General features: G+C 41.3%; 25 protein-coding genes and 1 riboswitch. Of the genes, 19 read left to right on the plus strand and 6 right to left on the minus strand.

Features of this window, described 5'->3' with window-relative positions:
• The first annotated feature begins 288 nt into the window (after positions 1–288).
• A complete protein-coding gene (gene rluC / locus VOI46_RS06585; protein ID WP_004587682.1) occupies positions 289–1,248 on the plus strand; it encodes a 23S rRNA pseudouridine(955/2504/2580) synthase RluC in 960 nt (319 codons plus the stop codon).
• A complete protein-coding gene (locus tag VOI46_RS06590) occupies positions 1,248–1,907 on the plus strand; it encodes an HAD-IA family hydrolase (protein WP_004587683.1) in 660 nt (219 codons plus the stop codon). The genes rluC and VOI46_RS06590 overlap by 1 nt, the downstream gene beginning before the upstream one ends.
• Here the strand turns inward: VOI46_RS06590 and VOI46_RS06595 are convergent.
• Positions 1,904–2,497: a Maf family protein gene (locus tag VOI46_RS06595; RefSeq protein ID WP_004587684.1), complete on the minus strand. Its 594-nt coding sequence runs from the start codon at positions 2,495–2,497 to the stop codon at positions 1,904–1,906. The genes VOI46_RS06590 and VOI46_RS06595 overlap by 4 nt on opposite strands.
• 131 nt (positions 2,498–2,628) lie before the next feature.
• Between VOI46_RS06595 and yceD the strand changes: the two genes are divergently transcribed.
• From yceD to VOI46_RS06665, 14 genes are all read left to right on the plus strand, one after another.
• Complete coding sequence (gene yceD, locus VOI46_RS06600) at positions 2,629–3,153, plus strand: 23S rRNA accumulation protein YceD (RefSeq protein ID WP_004587685.1); 525 nt, start codon at positions 2,629–2,631, stop codon at positions 3,151–3,153.
• Positions 3,154–3,163: 10 nt separating this feature from the next.
• Positions 3,164–3,334 carry a 50S ribosomal protein L32 gene (gene rpmF, locus VOI46_RS06605; protein WP_004587686.1) on the plus strand — a complete coding sequence of 57 codons (171 nt, stop codon included), beginning with the start codon at positions 3,164–3,166 and terminating at the stop codon, positions 3,332–3,334.
• 11 nt (positions 3,335–3,345) lie between these two features.
• Positions 3,346–4,383: a phosphate acyltransferase PlsX gene (plsX, locus tag VOI46_RS06610; RefSeq protein WP_004587687.1), complete on the plus strand. Its 1,038-nt coding sequence runs from the start codon at positions 3,346–3,348 to the stop codon at positions 4,381–4,383.
• 53 nt (positions 4,384–4,436) lie between these two features.
• The gene (fabD, locus tag VOI46_RS06615; RefSeq protein WP_004587688.1) at positions 4,437–5,363 is read left to right on the plus strand and encodes an ACP S-malonyltransferase; all 927 of its coding nucleotides are present in this window, start codon (positions 4,437–4,439) and stop codon (positions 5,361–5,363) included.
• An 11-nt stretch (positions 5,364–5,374) separates the two neighbouring features.
• The gene (gene fabG / locus VOI46_RS06620; protein WP_004587689.1) at positions 5,375–6,121 is read left to right on the plus strand and encodes a 3-oxoacyl-ACP reductase FabG; all 747 of its coding nucleotides are present in this window, start codon (positions 5,375–5,377) and stop codon (positions 6,119–6,121) included.
• Positions 6,122–6,371: 250 nt separating this feature from the next.
• On the plus strand, positions 6,372–6,608 hold the full coding sequence (acpP, locus tag VOI46_RS06625; protein WP_004587690.1) for an acyl carrier protein: 237 nt from the start codon (positions 6,372–6,374) through the stop codon (positions 6,606–6,608).
• Positions 6,609–6,880: 272 nt separating this feature from the next.
• On the plus strand, positions 6,881–8,119 hold the full coding sequence (gene fabF / locus VOI46_RS06630; protein WP_004587691.1) for a beta-ketoacyl-ACP synthase II: 1,239 nt from the start codon (positions 6,881–6,883) through the stop codon (positions 8,117–8,119).
• Between the two features lie 73 nt (positions 8,120–8,192).
• Entirely contained in the window at positions 8,193–8,996 is an 804-nt protein-coding gene (pabC, locus tag VOI46_RS06635) for an aminodeoxychorismate lyase (RefSeq protein ID WP_004587692.1), read from the plus strand.
• The gene (gene mltG, locus VOI46_RS06640; protein WP_004587693.1) at positions 8,990–9,976 is read left to right on the plus strand and encodes an endolytic transglycosylase MltG; all 987 of its coding nucleotides are present in this window, start codon (positions 8,990–8,992) and stop codon (positions 9,974–9,976) included. Before pabC ends, mltG begins: the two co-directional genes overlap by 7 nt.
• Positions 9,977–9,983: 7 nt before the next feature.
• The gene (tmk, locus tag VOI46_RS06645; RefSeq protein ID WP_004587694.1) at positions 9,984–10,610 is read left to right on the plus strand and encodes a dTMP kinase; all 627 of its coding nucleotides are present in this window, start codon (positions 9,984–9,986) and stop codon (positions 10,608–10,610) included.
• Between the two features lies 1 nt (position 10,611).
• Positions 10,612–11,526 carry a DNA polymerase III subunit gene (locus tag VOI46_RS06650; RefSeq protein ID WP_004587695.1) on the plus strand — a complete coding sequence of 305 codons (915 nt, stop codon included), beginning with the start codon at positions 10,612–10,614 and terminating at the stop codon, positions 11,524–11,526.
• 11 nt (positions 11,527–11,537) lie between these two features.
• Positions 11,538–11,864 (plus strand): PilZ domain-containing protein, encoded by a 327-nt coding sequence (locus VOI46_RS06655; protein WP_004587696.1) that lies wholly within the window; start codon positions 11,538–11,540, stop codon positions 11,862–11,864.
• A 363-nt stretch (positions 11,865–12,227) separates the two neighbouring features.
• Positions 12,228–13,007 (plus strand): YchF/TatD family DNA exonuclease, encoded by a 780-nt coding sequence (locus VOI46_RS06660; RefSeq protein ID WP_004587697.1) that lies wholly within the window; start codon positions 12,228–12,230, stop codon positions 13,005–13,007.
• A gap of 3 nt (positions 13,008–13,010) precedes the next feature.
• Positions 13,011–14,870 carry an alkaline phosphatase D family protein gene (locus VOI46_RS06665; protein ID WP_004587698.1) on the plus strand — a complete coding sequence of 620 codons (1,860 nt, stop codon included), beginning with the start codon at positions 13,011–13,013 and terminating at the stop codon, positions 14,868–14,870.
• Positions 14,871–15,021: 151 nt separating this feature from the next.
• On the opposite strand, the gene VOI46_RS06670 is transcribed toward VOI46_RS06665, so the two are convergent.
• The 4 genes from VOI46_RS06670 to VOI46_RS06685 all read right to left on the minus strand — a co-directional run bounded on the left by VOI46_RS06670 (position 15,022) and on the right by VOI46_RS06685 (position 20,279).
• Positions 15,022–15,573: a DUF4136 domain-containing protein gene (locus VOI46_RS06670; RefSeq protein ID WP_004587699.1), complete on the minus strand. Its 552-nt coding sequence runs from the start codon at positions 15,571–15,573 to the stop codon at positions 15,022–15,024.
• 108 nt (positions 15,574–15,681) lie between these two features.
• Complete coding sequence (locus VOI46_RS06675; RefSeq protein ID WP_282337779.1) at positions 15,682–18,459, minus strand: ATPase; 2,778 nt, start codon at positions 18,457–18,459, stop codon at positions 15,682–15,684.
• Positions 18,456–19,004, minus strand: coding sequence for a hypothetical protein (locus tag VOI46_RS06680; protein ID WP_004587701.1), 549 nt, complete (start codon positions 19,002–19,004; stop codon positions 18,456–18,458). The genes VOI46_RS06675 and VOI46_RS06680 overlap by 4 nt, the downstream gene beginning before the upstream one ends.
• Positions 19,005–19,007: 3 nt before the next feature.
• Positions 19,008–20,279 (minus strand): hypothetical protein, encoded by a 1,272-nt coding sequence (locus VOI46_RS06685; protein WP_004587702.1) that lies wholly within the window; start codon positions 20,277–20,279, stop codon positions 19,008–19,010.
• A gap of 212 nt (positions 20,280–20,491) precedes the next feature.
• Here VOI46_RS06685 and nhaD point away from each other — a divergent pair, with 212 nt between their 5' ends.
• A complete protein-coding gene (nhaD, locus tag VOI46_RS06690) occupies positions 20,492–21,739 on the plus strand; it encodes a sodium:proton antiporter NhaD (RefSeq protein WP_004587703.1) in 1,248 nt (415 codons plus the stop codon).
• Between the two features lie 98 nt (positions 21,740–21,837).
• A riboswitch (Lysine riboswitch) is annotated at positions 21,838–22,010 on the plus strand.
• Positions 22,011–22,086: 76 nt separating this feature from the next.
• Positions 22,087–23,472, plus strand: coding sequence for a lysine-sensitive aspartokinase 3 (lysC, locus tag VOI46_RS06695; protein WP_004587704.1), 1,386 nt, complete (start codon positions 22,087–22,089; stop codon positions 23,470–23,472).
• An 18-nt stretch (positions 23,473–23,490) separates the two neighbouring features.
• Here the strand turns inward: lysC and VOI46_RS06700 are convergent, their stop codons facing one another.
• Complete coding sequence (locus tag VOI46_RS06700) at positions 23,491–24,234, minus strand: 4'-phosphopantetheinyl transferase superfamily protein (RefSeq protein ID WP_004587705.1); 744 nt, start codon at positions 24,232–24,234, stop codon at positions 23,491–23,493.
• Positions 24,235–24,372: 138 nt separating this feature from the next.
• On the opposite strand from VOI46_RS06700, the gene VOI46_RS06705 reads away from it, so the two are divergent.
• Entirely contained in the window at positions 24,373–25,695 is a 1,323-nt protein-coding gene (locus tag VOI46_RS06705; protein WP_004587706.1) for a sodium-dependent transporter, read from the plus strand.
• Position 25,696 lies beyond the last annotated feature (1 nt).

Genomic DNA, 25,696 nt, shown 5'->3' on the forward strand with positions numbered 1-25,696 from the left:
TGCTTTTATTTTTACATTAAATGTAAATTCATGTTCAAACTTAACCAGTAATATATTACGCGCATTACTGTTAGTTGATCGCACGTGTTAACTGAGTAGGCATAAAAGCTTTGGAAAACTTAACTCGGATCTGTATGATCGGCTACCCAGAATGTGCATCACGAATGTTTTAATGTGTTAAAAAGCACCGTTGTTATTTGCAAATACTAAATATTTGCGCTGCTGATTATCCCACTATTATAACCGTGTTAGCAACTAAATTATTTTACTTAAATCAGTGATTAGGCAATGTCAGAAAAAACCGGCTTACAAGTAACTTTTGTCACAATCAACGAAGACCATTTAGGTCAGCGTATTGATAACTTTCTTATTACCCATTTAAAAGGGGTGCCTAAAAGCGCTGTTTATAAAATTTTACGCAAAGGCGAGGTCCGCGTTAATAAAAAGCGTATTAAGCCAGTTTACAAATTACAGCTTGATGATGTAGTGCGTATTCCGCCAATTAAAGTAGCAGAGCGCGAAGAGTTTGTGCCTAAAAAGCTCGATAAAGTGAAGCAATTAGAAGACGCAATACTCTTTGAAGATAAATACCTTATTGTAATTAACAAGCCCTCGGGCATGGCTGTACATGGCGGCAGTGGTTTAAGCTATGGTTTAATAGAAGCACTACGTGTATTACGCCCAGATGAGCGCAGTTTAGAGCTAGTTCACAGGCTTGATAGAGACACATCGGGTTGTTTATTAATTTCAAAGCGTCGCTCGGTACTTACCGCATTGCATGAGCAGCTGCGTGAAAAAACAATGGAAAAAAATTACTGGGCGTTGGTAACAGGGCAGTGGGATTCATCGGTTAAAAATGTGACCGAAGGGCTGCGTAAAAACACCCTCAAGTCGGGCGAGCGCGTGGTGCGTGTAGACAATAACGAAGGTAAACCTTCACATACTCGCTTTAGAGTACTTGAGCGTTTTAACGAGTGCTCGTTAGTGCAAGCCTCACCTGTGACTGGACGTACTCACCAAATTCGTGTTCATACACAGTGTAAAGGCCACCCTATTGCATGCGATGATAAATACGGCGACCAAGGGTTTGATGTATCAATGCGCAAAATAGGCTTAAACCGCTTATTTTTACACGCCCACGATTTAAGCTTTTATCACCCTAAAAACGAAACTACCATGCGCGTAGAGGCGCCGCTTGATAACGCACTTAAAAGTTGTATTTTAAAATTAAGAGATGCTAAAGCGTAATGACCACCGCTGTATTAAAAAAATATAAACTGGTTATTTTTGATTGGGATGGCACTGTAATGGACTCAATTAGCAAAATTGTTAATTGTATTCGTCACAGTGCGCTGGCGCTTAATATTGAGCCGCCGAGCGACACTGCAATTAAAAATATTATTGGTATGTCGCTTGAACTTGCTATTGAGGTGCTATTTCCTAACGAGGTAGCGCAGCATCCCGCATTAGTTAACGGCTATAAACAGCAATACCGTGTTGATACGACTGCCACTCCTGTATTTGATAATGTAGAAAATGTACTAAGTGCGTTAAAAGCACAAGGGGTTATTTTAGCGATTGCCACCGGTAAAGGGCGTGATGGTTTAATGCGTTTATTAGAGCAAACTCAGTTAGGGCTTTACTTTAGTGCCACGCGCACAAGCGATGAAGCGCGCTCTAAACCTTCCCCCGATATGCTTGAACAACTATTAGCTGAATTAGCAATAAATGCCGACGAAGCACTCATGATTGGGGATACCAAAATAGATATGGCCATGGCACAGGCAGCCAACATAGATAGAATTGGCGTTACCATGGGCGTTCACAGTGCAGCGCAGTTAAGTGAGTTTAGCCCCGTTGCAACCGTTGATAATTACCAGCAGCTGCAACGCATACTACTTGGCTAAGGTTGAGCGGCGAGTATGTCGAGATTAAACTCAGCCAATAGTTGGCTGAGTTTAATAAGAGGCAAGCCTATTAAGCTATTAGGATCGTCTCCGTTTAATTTTTCAAATAAGCAAATCCCTAATCCTTCACTTTTAAAGCTCCCAGCACAGTTATATGGCTGCTCTGCGTCGCAGTAGGCTTCTATTTGCTCTTTGGTGAGTGTTCTAAATACTACTTCAAAAGGCTCTATTAACGTTTTTGCTTTATCGTTAGCAATATCGTAAACACACAGGCCAGTTAAAAACGTGACAGTTTGGCCGCTAAACAAAGAAAGCTGCTTTATGGCGTTTTCTCTATTATGAGGTTTACCAAGTATTTGCCCATCAAATACGGCCACTTGGTCGGAGCCGATTGCAAGGCCTTTAACAAAATGATCGCAAGCGGCACGCGCTTTGCGCTCGCTTAGGCGCTTTACAAGTTGCTCAGGGGTTTCGTTTGGTATGGCTGTTTCGTCAATATCAGGCGAAAAAGTACTAAATGGCAGATTAAATTTTTGCAATAAAGACTGCCTAAATGGCGAGCTTGACGCTAATATAAGCGGGTGCTTCATAAATTATTATCCTAATTAAAATTAGTTTGAGTTAGGATAAATCAGATCCGTAATGAAAACACGTGAAAAACCATGTAAAAATGCTTTTTTGCTTTGACTAACCAATTAACTATCTATATGATGCAGCCCCTATGCAAAAGGTAAAAATTCCCATCACTCTTCATCCTGGGAAAGCAGCGCAACACCGTTTAACTTACGATGGTATTGTACCGCTTGAAAAACTTGCTCGTTTACGAGGTGTTGTACAGGAAGAAGTAGGTGAAATAGCGGTAAAAATTCAGTGCAAAACCGATGAGCAAGGTTTAGTTGTGATTAGTGGCAATTTGTCTACACACGTAACTGTAACTTGTCAGCGTTGTAATGATGATTTAGGGTTGGATTTGGATCAAGACTTTATGTATTCGCCTGTTGGTTTGGATGCTGAGTCAGATGATCTTCCTGAAGTCTACGATGAAGTAGCGCTTGATGAAAACGGTGAAATTAACGTGTTTGAGTTAATCGAAGACGAGCTAATTTTAGCAGTGCCATTAGTGCCTACACACAACGAAGCTTCGTGCAATTACTCATCAAAGCCTGCTAGCTTTGGTGTACTAAAGGCGGAAGATGATAAACCAAATCCATTTGATATTTTGAAACAACTTAAGAAAGATTCTTAGGAGAAGACTAATGGCTGTACAAAAAAGCAAAAAGTCTCGTGCAAGACGCGGCATGCGCCGTTCACACGATGCGATCAACGGTCCAACTTTAACAGTTGACCAAACTTCAGGTGAGACTCATCGTCGTCACCATGTAACTGCTGACGGTTACTACAAAGGCGTTCAAGTAATTTCTAACTAAGAGATTGCTTTATGCTGACTAATCTAACCATAGCGTTAGATATGATGGGGGGCGATTATGGCCCCCGTTCATCTATCCCCGCTGCCGTTTGCGCAGTAAATGCTCATGCCAATTTAACACTCATTTTATGTGGCAACGAGCAAGTAATTACTAATCAATTAGAATCCCTCGATTCACTTTCACACCCACGTTTAATTATTCGCCATTGCAGCGAAGTTGTCACTAATGCCTGCGAACCCGCTTTAGCTGTGCGTTCAAAAAAAGACTCCTCTATGCGTGTCGCCCTTGATTTAGTTAAATCGGGTGAAGCACAAGCCTGTGTAAGCTCGGGAAACACCGGCGCTTTATTTTTTATGGCTCATTACGTATTAAAAATGCTGCCTGGCGTTAAACGCCCTGCATTGATATCGGCCGTTCCTACAGAGCGAAAAAATCCAGTTTATCTGCTTGATTTAGGCGCTAATGTACATTGTGATTCAGAAATACTTTATCAATTTGGCATTATGGGCTCGGTAGTAGCAGGCCAAGCTCTTGGCTGCGACAACCCTAAAGTGAGTTTACTTAATATTGGCTCTGAAGACATAAAAGGCCATGAAGGCATAAAGCAAGCAGCGCAGCTTATGCAGCAAAGCCCTTATATTAATTACACGGGTTACAGTGAAGGCAGTGATATTTTTTCGGGAAAAGCCGATGTCATTGTGTGTGAAGGGTTTGTCGGAAACGTTGCATTAAAAACCTGCGAAGGCATTGCTAAACTGATCATGAAAAAGTTTACAAGCGCCTTAGAAAAGCACTTAATTTACAAATGCATGGCGTTTATTTTAAGTCCTATCATAAAAAAACTCTATAATCGGGTGAACCCCGACCAGTATAACGGTGCTTCTCTGGTAGGATTGCGCGGTATTGTCGTTAAAAGCCATGGAAATGCATCAGCAAAAGCATTTCAAGCAGCAATCGATGAAGCGGTAAAAGAGGTTGAACGTCAACTTCCAGATAAAATAGCCGCTATTTTCGAAAAAACACATTCTAAAAACTCGGCGGCCGAATAACGTTTAGGTGCCGTAGTTACACTAAATTTTTGTTTAATTAAAAAGAGCAAAGTATGGCACAAAAAATTGCACTTCTATTTCCTGGTCAGGGCTCACAAAGCGTTGGCATGTTAAGCGAGCTACTAGAGAGCTCTGACATTGTAAAAGCAACCTTTAGCGAAGCGTCAAGCGCACTTGGCTACGATTTAGCAGCGCTTGTACTGAATGGCCCAGAAGAAGAGCTTAATCAAACTCACCGCACTCAACCTGCTTTATTAACAGCAAGCGTGGCAATTTACCGCCACTGGTTAGCTGCAAACCCAGATGTGGATGTGGTTATGGCTGGTCACAGCTTAGGTGAATACTCTGCATTGGTATGTAGTGACGTTATTAGCCTAGGTGAAGCGGTAAAACTTGTTGAAAACCGTGGCTTATACATGCAAGAAGCTGTGCCTGCGGGCGTAGGCTCTATGGCTGCCATTATTGGTTTAGGTGATGAGCAAATAAAAACAGCATGTGAAGAATCTGCACAAGGCGAGGTTGTTTCACCGGTAAATTATAACTCACCAGGGCAAGTGGTTATTGCAGGGCATAAAGCTGCTGTTGATAGAGCTTCACAAGCGTGTAAAGATGCCGGCGCAAAACGTGCCTTACCACTGAGTGTAAGCGTACCTTCGCATTGTGAACTAATGAAACCAGCGGCTGAAAAACTTGCCAACGATTTAGCCGCTTTAACATTTAATACACCTAAGTGTGATGTAATTAATAATGTTGATGTAAAAGCACAAAGCTCGGCTGATGCAATTAAAGATGCATTGGTACGTCAACTATACAGCCCAGTTCGTTGGACAGAAACAGTACAGGCTTTAGTTGCTCAAGGCATTACGCAAAGCTACGAATTTGGCCCAGGTAAAGTATTAACTGGCCTTGCAAAACGAATTGATAAAGCAATGGTATGTGGCTCAGTAAATGACGCTGCTGCTATCGACGCTGCAAAATAAGAGAATATAAAATGACTAATTTATTTTCATTAGAGGGCAAAGTTGTCCTAATTACTGGCGCAAGCCGTGGTATTGGTAAAGCAATTGCGAACACTTTAGTAGCGCAAGGCGCAAAAGTAGCAGGTACTGCTACGAGTGAGTCAGGCGCGGCTAAAATTAGCGATTACTTAGGTGATAACGGTAAGGGTTATGCTTTAAACGTAACCGATCCTGCATCGATTGAGGCTACATTAGCAGCAATAAAAGCCGACTTAGGCGATGTTGACGTACTTGTAAATAACGCAGGTATTACCCGTGATAATTTATTAATGCGTATGAAAGACGGTGAGTGGGACGATATTATCGACACTAACTTAAGCTCTATCTTCCGTTTATCTAAAGCGGTATTACGCCCAATGATGAAGAAAAAGAACGGCCGTATTATTAATATTGGCTCAGTTGTGGGCACTATGGGTAATGCAGGCCAAGCTAACTACGCGGCAGCTAAAGCGGGTGTTATTGGCTTTTCTAAATCGCTTGCACGCGAAGTTGCATCGCGCGGCATTACAGTAAATGTAGTAGCCCCAGGTTTTATTCAAACTGATATGACCGATGAGCTAACAGAAGATCAAAAAGCGGCCACCCTTGCTAATGTACCAGCAGGTCGATTAGGTCAGCCTGATGAAATAGCAGCGGCAGTGTGTTATTTAGCATCTGACGCGGCTGCGTATGTATCTGGCGAGACTTTGCATGTAAATGGCGCGATGTACATGGTTTAACCGCCATTGTTAAAAGTAAATGCTAAAAATAACTTAAGTAAGTGACCTCAAAAACATTGAAATTTTTATGATCTTGCTTTAAACATACTTGAAATCGCTGTGAAAATAAGCGATAAAAGACAAAACAAACACTCAGAGGTTTGACCAGACAATTATTTATGGTCAAATCATTGAATCAGAGAATTATGCGGCGTAAACTACGCCGCAATCTGAAAATAACGCATTGGCGTTTTTAATAAAGGAAAGAAGAATGAGCGATATCCAAGAACGCGTAAAAAAAATTATCATCGAACAGCTAGGTGTTAAAGAAGAAGAAGTTAAAAACGAAGCTTCTTTCGTAGACGACCTAGGTGCAGATTCTCTTGATACTGTTGAACTAGTTATGGCTCTTGAAGAAGAGTTTGATACTGAGATCCCAGATGAAGAAGCTGAAAAGATCACTACAGTACAATCTGCAATCGATTACGTATCAGCTCACGCTGAGTAATTAATCGCATATTAAAGGCAGCATTCGCTGCCTTTAATCTATATATCCAAACCACCTCAAAGTTCATGATTCAAATTCACCCGCTTTTACTCTCTACTGCATTCATTTGTAATAGCACATCTTTAGTTGAATTTGAGACTCGCACTTTGAGGTCGCTTGGGTATGAATTCCCTTTGTAATGCCAATAGATTTAAACTTAGTGAGTTAAACGGCTTACTAAAGTAATACTATTTTAATCAATTGGTTTAAATATCCCTTATTGGAGGCAAACCGTGGCTAAACGTCGAGTCGTCGTAACTGGCTTAGGAATGTTGACGCCGCTAGGTAATGATGTGCAATCTACCTGGCAAGGCTTATTAGATGGTAAAAGTGGTATACAAAATATAACCCACTTTGATACATCAAAATTTGGTACTAAATTCGCTGGACTCATAAATGACTTTGATGCAACTGCATACATGTCAGCGAAAGATACTAAAAAAATGGACTTATTTATTCAGTACGGCATTGCAGCGGGTGTTCAAGCCTTTCAAGACTCAGGTCTTGAAGTTACTGAACAAAACGCAACACGTATTGGTGTTGCTGTAGGTTCAGGCATTGGTGGATTAACCTTAATTGAAGAAAACCATATAAAGCTACTTAACAGTGGCCCACGTAAGCTTTCTCCATTTTATGTGCCATCAACCATTATTAATATGATCTCGGGCCATTTATCAATGATGCATGGTTTACGTGGTCCTAATATTTCTATTGTGACGGCATGTACTACAGGCCTGCACAATATTGGCCATGCAGCGCGTATGATTGCTTACGGCGATGCCGATGCGATGGTTGCCGGTGGCGCAGAAAAAGCCTGTACACCTATTGGTATGGGTGGCTTTAATGCTGCACGTGCGCTTTCTACCCGTAACGACGACCCACAAGCTGCCTCGCGTCCGTGGGATAAAGACCGCGATGGTTTTGTACTATCTGATGGTGCAGGTGTTGTTGTAGTAGAAGAATATGAACACGCTAAAGCCCGTGGCGCTAAAATTTATGCTGAGCTTGTTGGCTTTGGTATGAGCGGTGATGCGTATCACATGACCTCGCCACCGGAAGACGGTGCAGGTGCGGCACTTGCTATGCAAAATGCATTAAACGATGCACAAGTAAATGCAGACCAAGTTGGTTACATTAACGCACACGGTACATCAACTAATGCAGGCGACAAAGCCGAAACGCAAGCTGTTAAAACTATTTTTGGCAGTGCAGCGCAAGATGTAATGGTAGGCTCGTCTAAATCGATGATGGGACACCTATTAGGTGCAGCGGGTTCTGTAGAGTCTATTATTTCTATTTTATCGCTGGCCGATCAAAAAGTATCGCCCACCATTAACCTAGACAACCCAGATGAAGGCTGTGACTTAGATTACATAGCCCACACTGCACGTGATGCAAAACTCGACTTTGCATTGTGTAACTCATTTGGTTTTGGTGGGACTAATGGCTCGTTGCTATTTAAAAAGGTATAATCCTTTTTAACAACGAACCACATTATAAGAGCTCAGTTGTTTAACTGGGCTTTTTTTATGCAAGCCATTCAATATGCAAACAATAATAACAACCGATGATACAAGTTCGATTAATACACGGGATAGAGGCCTTAACTACGGTGATGGTTTTTTTACCACAGCCAAAGTAATTGCAGGGCAAGTAGAGCACTGGCAGTACCATAAAGCACGCTTGGTAGAATGCGCAGAACGCTTAGCGTTTCCTGCAATTAACTTTACTGAGCTTGAGCAACATATTGCAAAGGCGATTACTGGCTGCCAATTAAATGTGCTTAAAATAGTGATCACCCGCGGAGAAGGTGGGCGAGGCTATGGGTTGCCGCAACACACCCATTTAACCATTTTAATTACCGTGTTAGGGTTTCCACAAAGCTACCCAGCATTAGCAAAAACAGGGGTGAGTTTAGCCCTAAGCCCAATAAAATTAGCAGCCCAACCTTTATTAGCCGGTTTAAAAACACTTAACCGACTAGAACAAGTGCTGATTAAAAACGCCATGGCAAAACAACGATGTGACGATGTTTTAGTACTCGATCATCAAAACAATGTGATTGAAGCCTCGGCAGCTAATATTTTTGCTATTAGTGATAATAAGGTATATACGCCAAGCCTTGAGCAATGCGGTATTAAAGGGGTTTATCTGCAATCGTTATGTGATAAATTAGCGGTTGAATTTAAGCAAGTAAGCCTAAATGAATTAACCCAAGCTAGTGCTGTATTTATTTGTAATAGCTTAATGGGCGCTGTGCCCGTTAATCGTATAGAACAACATACATTTAATGTTGAGCAAAGCATGTGTTTATTAAATGAATTATTAGCCAAGGAGGCTAAGTGTTAAAAGTTATTTTATCGGTATTATTGTTAGCTTTAGTTACAACGCTAGTAGGGTATCAGCAATTACAAGCAACAATAACTAGCCCGCTAAATATAACAACGCCTACCCAGTTTGAAGTTAAAAAAGGCATGGGCTTTAACCAGCTATGTAAACAATGGCAAGCTAATAATTGGTTAAAAAGCTGCTGGCGTTACCAAGTAATTGCAAAGCTTGACCCAACACTAACCGACTTAAAAGCCGGCTTGTACGAGCTAACGAATACAAGCGTTATTAATAATATAAAAAAAATAAACAACGGTGAGCAAATCAGTTTTAGCTTTACTATTATCGAAGGGCAAAACTTACGCGAAGTGATAGCAGCCATTAGTAGTGCGCCGCATCTAACTAATAACTTAAATACAGAGCAACTGGCGCAGCAAATAGTAGGAGAAAAAGGCCATTTAGAAGGGTGGCTGTTTCCAGATACGTATCATTATCACAGCGGTGATACTGCCAGTAGTTTATTAAAACGTGCGGCCGTTAAAATGCAGCAAACACTTGAGCAAGCATGGCCACAACGTGCAGAAAACCTACCGTATAAAAACGCATACGATGCACTGATCATGGCCTCTATTATCGAAAAAGAAACGGGCCTTGCCAGTGAGCGCCCGTTAATAGCCGCTGTATTTATAAATAGATTAAACGCAAATATGCGCCTACAAACCGATCCCACCGTAATATATGGCCTAGGGGAGAGTTTTGACGGTGACATTAAACGAAAAGATTTACGCGATTACACACCCTATAATACGTATCGCATTAAAGGGCTGCCGCCAACACCCATTGCCATGCCCTCAAAAGCGGCTATTTTAGCAGCACTTAATCCGCCTAAAACACAGTATGTTTATTTTGTGGCTAAGGGCGATGGTAGTCACCAATTTTCAACCACGTTAAAGCAACACAACGCGGCAGTTAAAACGTATATATTAAATAAAACGAATTAAACTTTATATGAAACCAAAATTTATTGTTATTGAAGGCCTTGAAGGCGCAGGTAAATCAACGGCTATCTCGTTATGCCAAGACTTTTTAAATAAAAAACAAATAGACTTTATTAACGTGCGCGAGCCAGGTGGGACACCGCTTGCCGAGTCTTTACGTACTTTAGTAAAAGCCGAACATGAAGAAGACATAGCCTTTGAAACCGAACTACTTATTATGTACGCAGCTCGCTCGCAGCTTATGCATAATGTAATTAACCCGGCGCTTGATAAAGGGCAGTGGGTATTAGCAGATCGCCACGATTTATCATCTCAAGCGTATCAAGGTGGTGGGCGCGGCATTAGCGCTAATACGTTATCGTCTTTGTCGTCTATGGTATTAAAAGGGTTAAAACCTGATTTAACCATTTACCTAGATATAGACCCCGTAATAGGCCTTGAGCGTGCTAAAGGCCGTGGAGAGCTTGATAGAATTGAGCAAGAAGCTATTGAGTTTTTTCAGCGCACGCGCATGCGTTATGTTGAGCTGGCAAATGACGATAGCTCAATAAAAACCGTAGATGCCAACCAAAGTATTGATAAAGTACACCGCGATATAACCAATGTACTGCGCACCTTTTTTGAAGGGTTAAAATAACATGGCATTGCCATGGCTTCACACGGTAGAGCAACAGCTTGCGCAAAGTTATAAAGCGCAGCGTTTTCATCACGCGCAGTTGTTATGCGGGCCCAAAGGCGTTGGTAAGTTTGAGCTAAGCGAGCAATTAGCTAATAGCTTATTATGTCAAAATATTAATACCCACATGCAAAACGAAGGTAGCAAGTTAGCCCCGTGCGGCCAGTGTAAAAGTTGCTCATTAACACTTGCGGGTAACCACCCTGATAAACGGCTAACGCAAGTTGAAGGGCAAAGCATTGGTGTTGACGATATTCGTGCGATAAGCGATTTTATGAACCACTCTGCTGCACAAAATGGCAATAAAGTGGCCATTATTGAAAACTGCGAAAAAATGACCACGGCAGCAGCAAACGCGTTATTAAAAACCTTAGAAGAGCCCAGTAATAGCCGTTTTTTAATTTTAACCACAAGCCACACTGCGCAGTTACCTGCCACCATTTTAAGCCGCTGTGCTAAAACAGACATAAAAGTCGTAAACCCAGAAGCGGCTAAAACCTGGTTAGCCGATTTAAATATTAGTGACTATGTGTGGCTGCCTTTATTTTATACGCAACCACTTTTAATTAAACAGTGGCAAGCGCAAGAGCAGCTTCAACACATTGATACTTTATATAAATTTGCAACTGAGTTTAAACAAAGCCATAATTTTAGTCCGCTTGTAAATATTATAAACAAACAACCTGAGCTAATACGCATTTTTACATTATTTTTAAGCGAGCAATTAAAACAGCAGCTTATAATGGGTTTAAGCTTTGACGCGTACCAAATTGCTCAGCAAGCGTTGAATGAATTTTTACAAAATAGCACAGAGGTACTCGGGCTTAATTTACCTCTAGCAGTGTCGCGTTTAGCGCATGCCCTGCGTAACATTTAATAGGAATACATATGCAAGAGCTTTTAGTTGATGTAGATAACCTTGACGAACTTTATCGCTGCTACATGCCTTATTTAAAAAAAGGCGGCCTATTTGTACGTACCAACATGCGTTACGAAATCGGCTATTCTTTAGCGCTCAGAGTGACTTTACCTGATGCGCTAGAAGATGACGTGGTAACGGGTAAAGTTGCCTGGATCACACCACAAGGCGCACAAAGCTCTAACCCACCAGGTATAGGCATTAGTTTTTTAGATGATAAAACAAATTTAAACGCTAAAATCGAAAAGCTATTAGGCACTATGTTAAACTCTGGTAATCCTACATATACCATGTAGTTTTAAACGCATTTGCTTAATAGTGATATGCATAAAGCAGCCGGTTAGCGAGCGCTTAACCCTCGTTAACTTGCAATACTAACTTGCTTATTCCAACTCGTTTAATATCAATTCGCTTACTTAAGTGATTTACTTTAAGGCTGGAAAAACGTGTTGATAGCTAGGTAAAAAATTCGCTATTTAGTTGTGCTCGGCAATTGCTCCTGCATTGCTCTGCATCCATGCAGTCGTAAATGAAAATTTTTTAACGCAGGTAGCGACACGTTTAGCCCCGCAAACGATTAGGTATTATTGCAAATTGGTATAACTAAGTATTTTTGCAGGTTAGTATAATTTAACACCCAAAACCATACAGGCCGTATAGTGATTGTAGATTCTCATTGCCATTTAGATCGTCTTGATTTTGACAAACTAGATTTAAACCTAGATCAAGTACTCGACAACGCCCGCGCAAAGCAAGTAGAGCACTTTTTATGTGTAAGTGTAACGCTTGAACAATTCCCAAGCATGCTTGAAAAAATTAAACTTTACGACGATGTATCGGCATCGTGTGGCGTGCATCCGCTTGATCAAAAAGATGCCCTTAATAAACAGCAACTCATTGATTTAGCATCGCATGAAAAAGTAGTCGCGATTGGCGAAACAGGCCTAGATTACTATTATTCAAAAGACACGCATGCAGTACAACAAGCCAGTTTTGTTGGCCATATTGAAGTAGCAAACGAACTACAAAAGCCACTGATTATTCATACCCGTGACGCCAGAGCCGATACCATTAACTTAATGCGTGAGCACAAAGCAGAAAACTGCGGTGGCGTACTGCACTGTTTTACCGAAGATTGGGATATGGCCAAAAAAGCGATTGATATGGGGTTTTATATCTCAATTTCAGGCATTGTTACCTTTAAAAATGCCGTAGAGCTTAAAGAAGTTGTAAAACAAATCCCACTCGATAGATTACTCATCGAAACAGACTCGCCTTATTTAGCACCTGTGCCGTACCGTGGAAAAACAAATCAGCCTGCGTATGTAGAAGATGTTGCCTACTATATTAGTGAGCTTAAAGGCATAAGCTTTAACGAGCTTGCAAAAGCAACGACTGATAACTTTTATTCACTTTTTAAATTAGCAGCGAAAGGCTAACACATGACTACTCAATCGGCGCAACTCCCACTTTTATTAATGGGGCCTATGGTGCGCCGAGCTGAGCAAAGTGGTATATGTATACAGTTTGCTACTTCACGCCCTGGCAATTGCCAAATCACACTTGAAAACCAACAAAGCTACAGCGAGCAGCAAAGCATTGCATTAGGTAAATACCTTTACCTGCATTTTATAATTATAAAACCCGTTGATAGCCAGTTTCCGCTCGACACGTTATTAGCGTATACACTGCATATTAACGAGCAAAAAATTGACTTAACTCCATGGTGCTTTGAAGGGCAAACGGCGCCTTCATTTGCAATTGCCAATAAGCTTACGCATATTTTACATGGCTCGTGTCGCAACGCCCATCACCCAGCAAAAGACAGCTTAGTATCAGCAAGTGAATGGCAAAACAATCAGCGCAGTAATAAGCTGCAGGGCGCACAGCTTTTACTGCTTAGCGGAGACCAAGTTTACGCCGATGATGTAGCCGGCCCTATGCTACTGGCTATTCATCAGCTAATAGATGCATTGGGTATTTATAAAGAGCAACCGCTTGAGCTCAATTTACCAGCAGATATAAATGAGCAGCTTTTTAACCGCCATCATTACTTACCTAAAACACCATGGCAAAAACGTTCAAAACTGGGCGTTGGGTACTGGCTAAAAAAAGACGAGCCTCATTTTTCTAGCGTAAAAGCGCATAATCACTTAATTCACTTTGAAGAATTTATAGCGCTGTATTTACTCAACTTTAGTGCCGCCGCGTGGCAATGCGTTGATATTAAAAATTGCCATTACACACAAGGCAATGAAAAAAATAACACCATTTTTAACGCCGAAAAAAAGGCGTTAATTGACTACGCGAAAGGCTTAAATAGCGTAGAGCGTTTATTTGCTAATGTATCTACCTTGATGATGTTTGACGATCATGATGTTACCGATGATTGGAACCTAACAGCAGGGTGGGAGCAAGCTATAAATCAAAACCCAAGTAGTAAACGCATCATTAATAATGGGCTAATAAGTTATTGGCTATTTCAAGGGCTGGGCAACGACGCGCTACATAAAACCGGCGCGCTTATAGATGATTTTAAACAAAGCCGTAACGCCAACAATAGTTGGCAGTTTAAAGCCTTTGATAAGCCTCTGAACGAATTTAACTATTGGCATTATGAGCTTACCACCACGCCTAAAGTAGTTGTGCTTGATACCCGCACACACCGCTGGCGTAACGAAAGTAACTTTAATGAACCCTCAGGCTTACTTGATTGGGAGCGCTTAACAGAGCTTGAAGAAAGCCTGCTGAGCCACAGCAAAGTAATTATTGTATCGCCAGCGCCAGTGTTTGGCGTTAAATCAATAGAAGCAATTCAAGCAGCGTTTAATATGTGCGGCCAGCCGCTTATGGTTGATGTAGAAAACTGGATGGCACACGAAGGATCGGCCAAAAAACTGCTTGATACCTTTAGGCGTACAGACACACCTAACGAAACGCTTATTCTATCGGGTGATGTGCATTATTCTTTTTGTTTTTCGGTGCAAAAGCGTTTTGGCGATCACCCAAATAGAATATGGCAGCTCACTGCCAGCGGTATTAAAAACGAATTTCCGCGTAAGCTAATTAATGTACTCGATAAGCTCGACTCAATATTATACGGCCCCAAAAGCCCGCTTAACTTTTTCACCAAACGCTGGCACATGGAAGTAGATAAACACCAAACCAAAGGTGAAGGTCAAAAGTACCTAGTAAGCGACTCCGCAATAAGCCTAATAACGTTAGATAACGGCGACCTATCCCGCTACCAACTCATCCACGGCGACGGCCACACCACCGAGTTTGATTTAGAAGAGCAGTAAAATATCTAATTGTTTTCAGCAATTAAATTTGTTGCTATGAGGTTTGTAAATGCATATTAAAACAGCTAATTAGTAAAACCTAAAAACAAGCTCCCACAAAAAAGCTCACATACTGTGAGCTTTTTAAAACTTATTTAACGCTAATTTTAACTTACTGCTGCTTTTGCGGCGGGAAGTTGCTTAAAATATTAGCGACTGTTTCTTTAATTGATGCTTCGCGTTGCTCAGGCGATTGTTTTTTCTTTAATCGACCTTCTTTTGCGCCGCGCCATACAAGTTGGTTTGATTCGCGGTCAATAATATCAATCACCAAAGTACCCACTTCGTATTCACGGGCGCTAATATCGCGTTGAAAACCCGTACCCCAGTATCCCCAACGTGCGCCGTAACCTACGTTAAAGCTGTCTACTTCTAGCTCTTTATCTACCGATGCATGATAGTTAACTAGTACGTCAGCTTGGGCTGGGTCTACTAGGCTCATACCTAATGTTTGGCTAAGCTCTTTATTAACGGCAGTACGTACACGTTTTTCCATTAAGCCGTTAATTTGGTAGTTTGTGGTGTCTTTGGTTAGGCTCGCGTTTTCTACCCAAGCAAATGTTTTAAAATTACTAAAGTTGGCTGATTTGTCGTAATCCCAGTCAGGGGTTTGCGTACAGGCTGTAAGTAATGTCAGCGCTGCAACAATAAGTATATTTTTCATTACCTTTGCTCCAATAAAATGCGTTAATTTAAAATAACACACATCGTTTAAATGTGTATTAGTTTAACGTCCTATATTTTAGTTTAGTTGGTTTGCCTTAACGGCCAATTAATTGTGTTCAACTTCAATCCAGTCTTTTTCGTCTACCCAGTTTTGGGCGCCATCTTTTACTGAACGAATAGGTACAATGTAATCACAGCTTACCTGCGGCTTAACCGAGGCAAAAATTGGCACAAAGCCAAAGCTCAGTGCCGTTTCTATGATTGCTTTTTGGTTTTGCGGATCAATGTCGGCCGCTTCATCAATATAAATAGGTATACGGTAAAGGTTTTGTTCCTGATCGCTTAATAAGTAACGAATAAACAACATGCCACATAATAACTTAATAGTAATACGTGTGCCGTTTGAGCCAGCTGAGTCTATTTTTTCAAAGTGTTCGGTTTCACCTGCGCGGTTAACCACTTCAAAACGAATATCAAATAAGTCAGTTAATGTAAGGCCTGCTTTGTCGGAGGCAAGTTTTATTAGGTGATCTTTTGCTTCGTTTACTGCGCTTTCGCTGTAAGGTTCTTGGCTTAATAAATCAAGGGTGTCGCCTTGTTCAAACTGATGCGACGTGCTGATAATGGTATCAATACTATCAACCAGCATTTTGCGCGGTATTACGTTAATTTTAAACGCTTGAAGGTTAGAAATACGGTGCTGGCTTATGCCTTTATTAAAGCTGTTCATTTCGCGGCGAAGGCGGTCTAAGTCTTCACGCAAGCCTTTAATCGTGGCGGCTACTTCGGTCAGGGCTACGCGTCCTTGGCGCTCAACGGCATCGCGTTCGTTATCAAGGTTATGAAATGCGCTAATCAACTTTTGGTATTTAGTAAATTCGTCATTTTCGTTATCGAACTTAGTAATGCCTGCGTTATATACATGCAAATAGGTATTACGCACGTTTATGTCAAAGTTGCGCAGCTCTTGGCAGTCTTTATTAAAGTGATGTACTAAGTCGCTTAAGTTATCAAAGTCGACTGTTATATCAATCATATACGGGGTTACTTTACCGCTGTATAAATCAAGCGTGTGGTCAATTCGCTCGCTTTTAACTTGGCGTAGGCGCTCGGTTTGGCGATTAATTTGCTCATGCTTAGATTTAATTAACGAGCGCCTGTCTGCAATTGAGCCACTATTTTTTTGAATGTCTTGCAGGTAGTCGTCAACTTGTTCGCGCTCTGCTAATAACTGCTCTTTTAGCATGGATTGCGCTTCTACCGACTGCTGCATTATCTCAAATTGCTCTAAGCGTTTTAGGGCGCTCTCTGCGCTCATTAGCTCATCGTAAAGTGCATCTTTTTCTTTTTGTTTATCGGCCACGTTAGCGGCTACTTCGCGCTGTTGTTTAAACTCTTTTAACGAGCGTTCCAGCGCGTCTAGCTGAGCGCTAAGCTGGGCTTTGTTTTCGCCGCTTTGCATTTGCACTGGCGACAGTTTTTTAAGTTTAATGCTTGCCCCTGGCAGGGTTAGCACTCCGCCTTTAACGTTTTCGCTTAATAGCGATAAAAATTCCCCAAAGGCGTCTTCATCATCAATGGTTATATCGCCATTGCTGGTGGTGGCAAACGAGAGTATATCGGGGTTTAATATGCGCGATATTTCTTCTACTTCTTTAAGTGATAGGTCTTCGCGCATTCGAGTAAACAAATTAAACTCAAGGTTTTTAAGCTGCAGTTTTAAGCTTTTAATTTGCTTTTGCGTTTCGCTAATGCGGTAATCAAGCGTGTGTAGGCTTTGCCCTTGTGCGCTGGTAATAGAGTGCGAAAGCGACTCGTAGTCTTGCTTAAGTTGGCCAAGGTTGGTTTTAAGGGTGGCTTTATTTACCAGTTCAAACTCGCTTTTAAGAGCGCTGTAATCTAAAAACCATTGCTCAATTTGGGTTTGCCTGCGCTCTATATCGCGCGATTGCTGTACGTATAAGCTTTGCTTTTGCTCAAACTCGTGTTTTTCGTGCTCTATGTCTTCAAGGGCAATGGCTAGTTCGCTTAGTTGCTCTTCTTGGTAGGTATCAAAGTCTATTAATGCTTGATCAATTTTAGGCGCGTAGGCCGCTAACTTACCTTTAAGCACGGTTTGGTTTTCAAGCATTGATTCAAGCGCCGTTATTGGCTCTTGCATTGATTCAAGCGCTTTTAATTCGCGTTTAGCGCGATTTACTTTATCAAACGAGCGACGCCATACTTCGTAAAAGTCCACTTTAGAGTTAGACATATGGCGTTCAAACACGCGCAGCATAAAGCGTTTAACATCGCTTGCGCCCAATTTGTGTAAGTTAAGAATACGTCTAAAAATTTCTTTATAAATGGCTGAGTCTTGCACATTATTAAGCGGGATCATTTTTAAATTAATGTCGCCGTCAAAAGGGGTTGCGCCGCCGGTAAGCAGGGCGTTAAGCTCTTGTGCTTTAAGCTCTATAGGGTTGTAACCTTGCGTTTTTAAATGATTAAACAGCTTGGTAAACTTAATAATGGTATTACCTTGTGTGTACTGCGCTAAATCAAGTTTGCCTTGATAACAAAAGTACTGGTGCGCGTAACCGGCTATTTTACCAAGGCCTGCTACACCAATAACCACCGAGCCATGGGGGAGGTTGGCTTCAAGCAAAATGTACGACTGATCTGATGAAAAATAAAATTTACGGGTTTCATCTAAATCGTGCCCGTCCCATTCGGTTAGGCGCAAATCGTTTATTAGCGGAAATTGCAGGGCGTTAATAACCGAGCTTTTACCGGTATTGTTTGGTGCACAAATAGAGCTGCTTTTATCAAGCGGAATAACACACTTTGCATAGCCTGCGGTATTAAGTAGGGCGAGTTTACTTAGTCCGTATAAGTTTTTCATTGCTCGTCCTCTGTAATGTAGGTTTCTTCGTTTACTTCCATAAGTGCATCAATATAGCGGTGAATAGGCGCTTGTAGCATAAAGCCGCCTTCTACTTCGCGGGCAAGGCCTAAACGTACCATGCGCTGGTATACGTCTTTACGTAAATCTGAGCCCGAAAATATCTCAAGCTGATCAAACAAGTGCTTATTAATTTGCACTAAGGTTTGCATCAGTTCTAAATCGTTTACTTCATCAAATAGGGCACGCATTGGGTCTTTACCCGTATTGGCAAAATGCTCAATTAAAATGTAAATAGTCAGTGCAATAGCACGGGATATTTTACCCATGTTTGGCGTGCTTTCGTCGCTGGCAAAGTAGTAAAAGCCGCGGCTATCGTGTTTTAAATCGTGGCCAAGGGCGCTAAATAAGGCGCTATAAGATTCTATGTGCTGGTCAAGCTCTTGCCACATTACGTTGTCTTGTTCGCAAATATGGTAACCCGCACCTAATTTTTTATTAATGGCTTGTAGGTGCGTAAGCTCGTCTAAGTTTATATGTGTCATGTGTTACTCGTCTGCCTGTGTATCTGGCTGAGGCGCAGAATTAAATGGGTATAACGAAAAATGCTGGCCGGCAATTTTTACGCGTGTTTTCTCATCGCTTTGGCTAATGTGAATTTCACTGTCGCTGACTAGTTTTTGATATAAAAATAGCATTTCGTCGGCGTCTAATTCTGGGTAGCTTTCATCTAAAAATTGCAGCAATGGCTGGGGCTTTTTACGTTTTTTATTAAAGCGTTTTGCAAAGCTTGTTTTAACATCGTGGTAATCAGGAATGTTTGGCGTAACAAAGGCCGGCACGTCTTGTTGCTCTGGGAGCTGGTATTCTTCGTGTTCAAATTCTACCAAGCTTGCCATATAGGCAACTATATGACGCTGCTGGCCAAGCGAATAACGCTGCGCATCGCTTACAAAGTTTGGTTGTACCGCGCTTAGCATATTGTCTACGCCATTTTTACGCACAAGGCCAAGCACTTTTGCTGCCTGGCGGGTAATTAGGTTATTACGGCGTAGCTCTTCGCGCAGTGGCATAAGCATATCGGCACTTTTGCGTAAGCTTTCTCGGCCAACTAAATGCATTTCGAGTATCCGAGTACGCAATTGCTCAAGCATACGTTTGTCGCTGTAGGCTTTGCCTGAGCGTTCAATGTGCTCTATTTGCTTACTTATTTGTTGCTCAATAAGTGTAAAACAGGCATGAAAGTCACCGCGAATATCGACCATTTCAAGCATCGGCTCTATGTATTCGTCAAAGGCTTCTATTACCGCTTTGTAGCGCTTTTGCAAAGATTGCACCGCGTGATCAGATTTAGCTTGCTCAACAATGTTTAAAATAGCGTTTTCGTTGTGCGCGTACAGCTTCATTATTTTACGCACCCGATCATCCATAATGCGGCTATAGCGGCGTAAATCGTCAAAGTCTTCTATTTCGCCGGCATTATCTAATCGGTTTCCTAGGCGTGCTAAATCATCAACCAAAACGCTAATTTCTTGTGCTAAACCTAGGTGTTCTTCTTGTAATAAAAAGGTCGCAAAATCGGCAATGGCGCGGTTTATTTCAAGCTGGGATGATTTAGCCAATGGAATAAGTATATCTTGATTGAGCAAACGATTTGTTTCTTTGTAAATGCGCTCGTTTGTCCATGTGGGCTGTTTTTGCTTAATGGCGTTTTGCACGTCTTTGAGGCTAAAGTCGGCCATTTTAAAACGTTTAAATAATAGCTCTAAAACACCCCAGTGTTCGCTAAGGGTGTTAAGCAGCTTTTTAGCTGGGATCATAAGAGGTTACAACATCCTAGTATTATATTATTGAGTTTTTACAAAGGACTCATTATTACGTATTTTACCTGCATATAGTATTCCTTTTTAAGACCATTTAATAATAGTTTTTGCGCATCTGCGGTGCTAAAATCCGCTCCAAAATTAGGAACAATCAAATGTGAGTTGTTTGAACGTTCTGTTAAAACTATATCAAAGGTTATTTAACTACCATGGTCCCCTCGATAATTTTAACCCTAATAGCGATTGCCTTTTTACTGATCGTTATAGAAGATATAATTCACGTAAATAAAGCTAAAACAACACTCTTTTTTGGAACGCTTTGTTGGATTATACTTTTTGTTAACCCTCTTCATGGGCAAAGCCCAGCAACTATTCAGCATCTTCTTAACGAAAACATATTAGAAATAGCCTCACTGTGGCTTTTTTTAATGGCCGCTATGACCTTTGTTGCCTATTTAAACTCTAAAGGGTTTATAGAAAACATTGTGCACCGGGTAATGCCTAAAAGCATTAGCGAACGACAGCTTATGTTTTTAGTGGGCGGCTTTGCTTTTTTGTTTTCGTCTATTTCTGACAATGTCACCGCTACGCTTATATCACTTGCTGTGGTTATGTCGTTAAATCTTGAAACTAACAAGCTCATTAAATACGCCACACTTATTGTGTTTGGGGTTAACTCTGGCGGTGTATCGCTAATAACCGGTGATGTAACCACCTTAATGATATTTTTGGACGGCAAGGTTTCTATTGCAAACTTATTACTGCTCATAGCGCCTGCGTTTATAAGTGTAATGCTATTAGCGCTTTTACTCTCTATTGGTATGAAAGGGCAAATAGAGTTTGTGGGCTCGCAAAAAAAACGTATAGAAAAAACCGATATTACCATCGCCATCATATTTTTATCAACCGTGGTAAGTACGTTAACGCTTAGCGTAATTTATAGCGTACCGCCGCTATTAACGTTTTTATTTGGCTTATCGGTAATGTTTTTAGTGGCGCAATTTTTAATGCGCAAAAAAGATATAAACAAAGACATCATCGATTTTGTACGCGACATAGAATACGACACGCTACTGTTTTTTGTGGGGGTGCTGTTACTTGTTGGCGCATTAAAAGAAATTGGTATTTTAAGTAAATTTACCGATTTATATACAGTAATGGCACCTGAGTACGCTAACTATTTAATGGGAATATTATCAGCAGGGGTTGATAACGTACCGCTTACTGCTGCGCTATTAAAAGCAGATATAGTAATGAGGCAGCAACATTGGTTGTCGTTTACCTATGCAACAGGTGTAGGTGGGTCAATGCTTATAATTGGTTCGGCAGCGGGTATTATTGCGATGAGCAAACTTAAAGCACTTACTTTTACTAGCTACTTTAAATTATCGCTGCAATTATTAATTTGTTATACAGTAGGTTATACAGGCTCTTACTTTATGGGTGGTTTTGTTTAATTTTTGCTATAAATGCTTGACAGCTAGACGTCTAAACGATAACTTTCAAAGCCCCGCTACACAGTGGGGTTTTGTTTTATTAGCCACAGGTTAATACAACATTCAGAAGAGGTGCGATACTTAGGTATTTAATGGTAGGTGACGAACGCCCATAACCATTAAAGAGGGAAGTACTCGCCGAGGAAAACAAGGTTACGTCAACCGTGTTTTTCGGTTTATGGGGCTGAATCCCCAAAACTGTCACCAACTTAGGTGGAGAGCTTCTGGCAGCGGACACATCTTATTTGCATTCCTTTGCCAAGTTCTTCTTGTTTTTTAGCGGTTTGGATACCGCGAAAGGAGACGAAATGACTACCCAATCAGTGCCACAAACAGTATCAGGCGCAAAATCAGATTACATCGTTGCCAAATTTGGCGGAACCAGTGTTGCAAACTTTGAAGCGATGAGTCGCTGCAGCGAAATTATTGTTGCAGATAAAAGCGTACGTATTGTAGCTGTGAGCGCCAGTGCCGGCGTAACTAATCACTTAGTTGCACTGTGCAAACCCGACCTTAGTAAAGAGCAGCGCCAAGAACACATAGATGGCGTATTGGCTATTCAACAGGCTATTTTAGATGAGCTGTCACTTGATGCCGATTTAGCCGTAGGTTTTAACGAAACGTTAAAAGCGTTTCAAACGTTAGCCCTTGAAACACTCACCACTGATCAACAACACGATGAGCTGCTTAGCTTTGGCGAGCGTTTATCGTCTTATTTATTTGCTCAAGTGCTGCGCTTAAAAGGCTTAAATGCAGATAGGTTTGATGTGCGCAAAGTGCTTAAAACCGACAGCCAATTTGGTAAAGCAACGCCCGATGTTGCGGCCACTGCACAAGCGGCTAAAGACCTGTTAATTCCGTTATTAGATGAGCAAGTAATAGTTACACAAGGGTTTATTGGTAGTGATGAATTTGGCCAAACCACAACGCTTGGCCGTGGCGGGTCTGACTACAGCGCGGCGTTATTAGCAGAGGCTATTAACGCTAAAAGTGTACACATTTGGACCGATGTAGTGGGTATTTTTAGCACCGACCCGCGTTTATGCGCTAAGGCAACGCCAATTGCCCGCTTAAGCTTTGATGAAGCCGCAGAGATGGCCACATTTGGCGCAAAAGTATTGCACCCTGCGACTATTTTACCAGCAAGCCGTAGCCATATTAATGTATTTGTAGGCTCTAGCCGCGAGCCAGAGCGCGGAGGAACGTGGATTGAGCGTGAAAAATCGCAGCAGCCAGGTATTCGTGCCGTTACGCAGCGTAAAAACCAAATATTGCTAACCCTTAAAAGCCCAGAAATGTTATTAGCAAGTGGCTTTTTGGCCCGTGTATTTACCATTTTAAGTGAATTTAATATATCGGTAGACTTAGTTACTACCTCAGAAATTAGTGTTGCCATTACGCTCGATAACGCGCCTAATGCCTCGCGACCTGAGCTTGAGCAAGCGTGTTTAGATAAATTGGCCGAATTTTGTCATGTATCGGTTGAAAACAACTTAACCTTAGTGGCGCTTATAGGCTCTGAAATACAGCTACGCCAGCACGAAATGAACTTAATGAACGTATTAAAAGAGTTTAATATTCGATTAATTTGTCACGGTGCAAGCAAGCACAACTTATGCTTTTTAGTAGAGCAAAGCGAGTCAGATACGGTGGTACAAGCAATACACAGCCGCTTATTAGAAAGCGCTGCTTAAGCTTTTAAAGCCAAGTTATTAAGTATCCAAGTTATTAAGTATAAAGCACCGCCAGTCGGTGCTTTTTTTATGCGCCACGCTTATATCAAACTCCTCATTGGCAACCGTTATGCTGTTACTCGATGCTGTAAGGTTTAACAAAGAAAATTCATCAAATACATTTGGGCTAAGCAATTGCGCTATTGGGCGGCTAGTTGCTTTAGCGAGTGCCTCTTTTAAGGTCCAAATTCTAAAAAAGCGGTGGGCTTGCTCTTTTATAGCCAAAGGCGCGGTAATTAAGGCAATTTCAGCCTTATGATAAAAATGCTTAGCGAGCTTTTCGAATGGGCGTTTTAAGTTTATTTTTTCAATATCAAAGCCAAACTCCGCCTTAGTAACATTAAGTGCAACGCCAACTAAGCCATGCGAGTGCGAAATACAGGTATTTATAACGGTGTGGTTTATATGGAGCTGTAGTTTTGAGCATTCTTCATTAAAGTGGGTGCTCATTTTATTAAGCGGTATGTGTGCGTATTGGGGCTGAGTATGCTTTGCAAGTTGCTTTAGTAATATACGTGATGCTACATATTCTTGCTTTGCTTGCATGCGTTTGCGGCGATTTATAATGCTTAGCTCAAATGGGCTTAGGTACTGGGTTAAATCAAGGTGTTCTACATTGAGTGTGTTGGCATTAAACACTAAAATAGTATTGTTGCTAGGGGATAAATCGCTATAAAAAGAGGGAGCAATACTTAGGGTGTTTTTAAAAAAGTGGTTAGTCATACGCGCTTAAAATAAGTGAGTGCTGTAATTATGAGCGGTTAACAGCGCTTATTTATGCCAAAAGCAATTTTATTACTCAGTTGGCATTAAATATGGTTTAATTCACAATAATCAAAGAATAACAGAATTTGTAGATGTATGGCACAAGTGCGTGATGGATTTCAAAGCCGTTTTGGTTTTGTTTTAGCCGCTGCAGGCGCAGCAGTGGGTTTAGGTAATATTTGGGGTTTTCCTACGCAGGCGGCCAACCATGGTGGCGGTGCATTTTTATTGGTTTACTTTGTAGTTATATTTTTACTTGCGCTACCTGCGCTTTATACCGAACTTTATTTAGGCCACCAAGCGCAAGCAAACCCAGTAAAAGCATTGGGTAATGCGTGGCAAAATACCAACAAAAAAGTAGGGGCTGCCGCAGGATATATTGGCCTTGCGGGCGCTGTGGTTATGCTTAGCTTTTATTCTATTGTAGCTGGGTGGATGCTCTCTTACGCGATAGAGCCTATTACTACATTTTTTGGTTTTACCGCCGCAAGCGAATTTTTACACAGCGACTCTATGGTGCGTAATTTTATATTTACGCCGCTTATGCTTATTTTAACCGCCAGTATTATTTTAAAAGGGGTTAAATCTGGGATTGAAACCTGGTCACGCCGTTTAATGCCATTGTTATTGGTGCTACTAATAGGCTTAATTTTTTATATAGCCAGTTTAGAAGGCGCCAGCGAAGGGTTTGCTGCTTATTTAATTCCTAATTTTAGCCAAGTGCTTGACCCAAATTTAATTATTGCTGCAATGGGGCAGGCGTTTTTCTCGCTCTCATTAGGGGTTGGCTGCATGATGATTTATGGCTCGTACCTGCAGCCAGATGCAAATCTGCCAAAACTAACTGCAAGCGTTGCACTACTTGATACTAGCGTGGCATTTTTAGCAGGTTTACTGATAGTGCCTGCAATTTATGTAGCGCAGCATAACGGGGTAGAGGTATTTAGCGGCGGAAAACTTATAGGTGAAGGGCAGCTTATATTTGCTATTTTGCCTGAGCTTTTTAGTACCATGGGCGAAATTGGTTTACTAATTGGGTTACTGTTTTTTGTACTTATGTCGATTGCATCGGTTACATCGACTATTTCTACCACAGAAATACCGGTAGCGTTTTTAGTAGAAAACCACCGCGTAGATCGTACTAAAGCAACGTGGGCCGTTAGCCTAGTGGTGTTAATATGCGCTAGTGCAATAATATTAAACTTTGAGTGGCTATTTGGTTTAGTAATCATGCTATTTACTCAGTACCAACTACCACTTATGGGGCTATTTTATTTTATAACCGCAGGTTGGATGTGGAAACGCGGTAATAAGCTTCATAAAGCCAGCACCGGCACGCATTACTGGTTTGCTCAATACATTCGTTTTGTGTGCCCAGTATTAATGACTCTTGTTTTTGCAAACGTTGCGTTTGGCTAAA

The sequence above is a fragment of the Pseudoalteromonas sp. CuT4-3 genome (assembly GCF_035666335.1).
In the GTDB taxonomy this organism is placed as follows: domain Bacteria; phylum Pseudomonadota; class Gammaproteobacteria; order Enterobacterales; family Alteromonadaceae; genus Pseudoalteromonas; species Pseudoalteromonas atlantica.

Coding starts and splice junctions, on each gene's coding strand:
- fabG (WP_004587689.1), top strand. CDS start 5,375: ATGACTAATTTATTTTCATTAGAGGGCAAAGTTGTCCTAATTACTGGC.
- rpmF (WP_004587686.1), top strand. CDS start 3,164: ATGGCTGTACAAAAAAGCAAAAAGTCTCGTGCAAGACGCGGCATGCGC.
- VOI46_RS06685 (WP_004587702.1), bottom strand. CDS start 20,279: ATGATCCCAGCTAAAAAGCTGCTTAACACCCTTAGCGAACACTGGGGT.
- VOI46_RS06595 (WP_004587684.1), bottom strand. CDS start 2,497: ATGAAGCACCCGCTTATATTAGCGTCAAGCTCGCCATTTAGGCAGTCT.
- VOI46_RS06705 (WP_004587706.1), top strand. CDS start 24,373: ATGGCACAAGTGCGTGATGGATTTCAAAGCCGTTTTGGTTTTGTTTTA.
- tmk (WP_004587694.1), top strand. CDS start 9,984: ATGAAACCAAAATTTATTGTTATTGAAGGCCTTGAAGGCGCAGGTAAA.
- pabC (WP_004587692.1), top strand. CDS start 8,193: ATGCAAACAATAATAACAACCGATGATACAAGTTCGATTAATACACGG.
- VOI46_RS06670 (WP_004587699.1), bottom strand. CDS start 15,573: ATGAAAAATATACTTATTGTTGCAGCGCTGACATTACTTACAGCCTGT.
- plsX (WP_004587687.1), top strand. CDS start 3,346: ATGCTGACTAATCTAACCATAGCGTTAGATATGATGGGGGGCGATTAT.
- VOI46_RS06665 (WP_004587698.1), top strand. CDS start 13,011: ATGACTACTCAATCGGCGCAACTCCCACTTTTATTAATGGGGCCTATG.
- VOI46_RS06590 (WP_004587683.1), top strand. CDS start 1,248: ATGACCACCGCTGTATTAAAAAAATATAAACTGGTTATTTTTGATTGG.
- VOI46_RS06680 (WP_004587701.1), bottom strand. CDS start 19,004: ATGACACATATAAACTTAGACGAGCTTACGCACCTACAAGCCATTAAT.
- fabD (WP_004587688.1), top strand. CDS start 4,437: ATGGCACAAAAAATTGCACTTCTATTTCCTGGTCAGGGCTCACAAAGC.
- yceD (WP_004587685.1), top strand. CDS start 2,629: ATGCAAAAGGTAAAAATTCCCATCACTCTTCATCCTGGGAAAGCAGCG.
- nhaD (WP_004587703.1), top strand. CDS start 20,492: ATGGTCCCCTCGATAATTTTAACCCTAATAGCGATTGCCTTTTTACTG.
- rluC (WP_004587682.1), top strand. CDS start 289: ATGTCAGAAAAAACCGGCTTACAAGTAACTTTTGTCACAATCAACGAA.
- VOI46_RS06650 (WP_004587695.1), top strand. CDS start 10,612: ATGGCATTGCCATGGCTTCACACGGTAGAGCAACAGCTTGCGCAAAGT.
- acpP (WP_004587690.1), top strand. CDS start 6,372: ATGAGCGATATCCAAGAACGCGTAAAAAAAATTATCATCGAACAGCTA.
- VOI46_RS06675 (WP_282337779.1), bottom strand. CDS start 18,459: ATGAAAAACTTATACGGACTAAGTAAACTCGCCCTACTTAATACCGCA.
- VOI46_RS06700 (WP_004587705.1), bottom strand. CDS start 24,234: ATGACTAACCACTTTTTTAAAAACACCCTAAGTATTGCTCCCTCTTTT.
- lysC (WP_004587704.1), top strand. CDS start 22,087: ATGACTACCCAATCAGTGCCACAAACAGTATCAGGCGCAAAATCAGAT.
- VOI46_RS06655 (WP_004587696.1), top strand. CDS start 11,538: ATGCAAGAGCTTTTAGTTGATGTAGATAACCTTGACGAACTTTATCGC.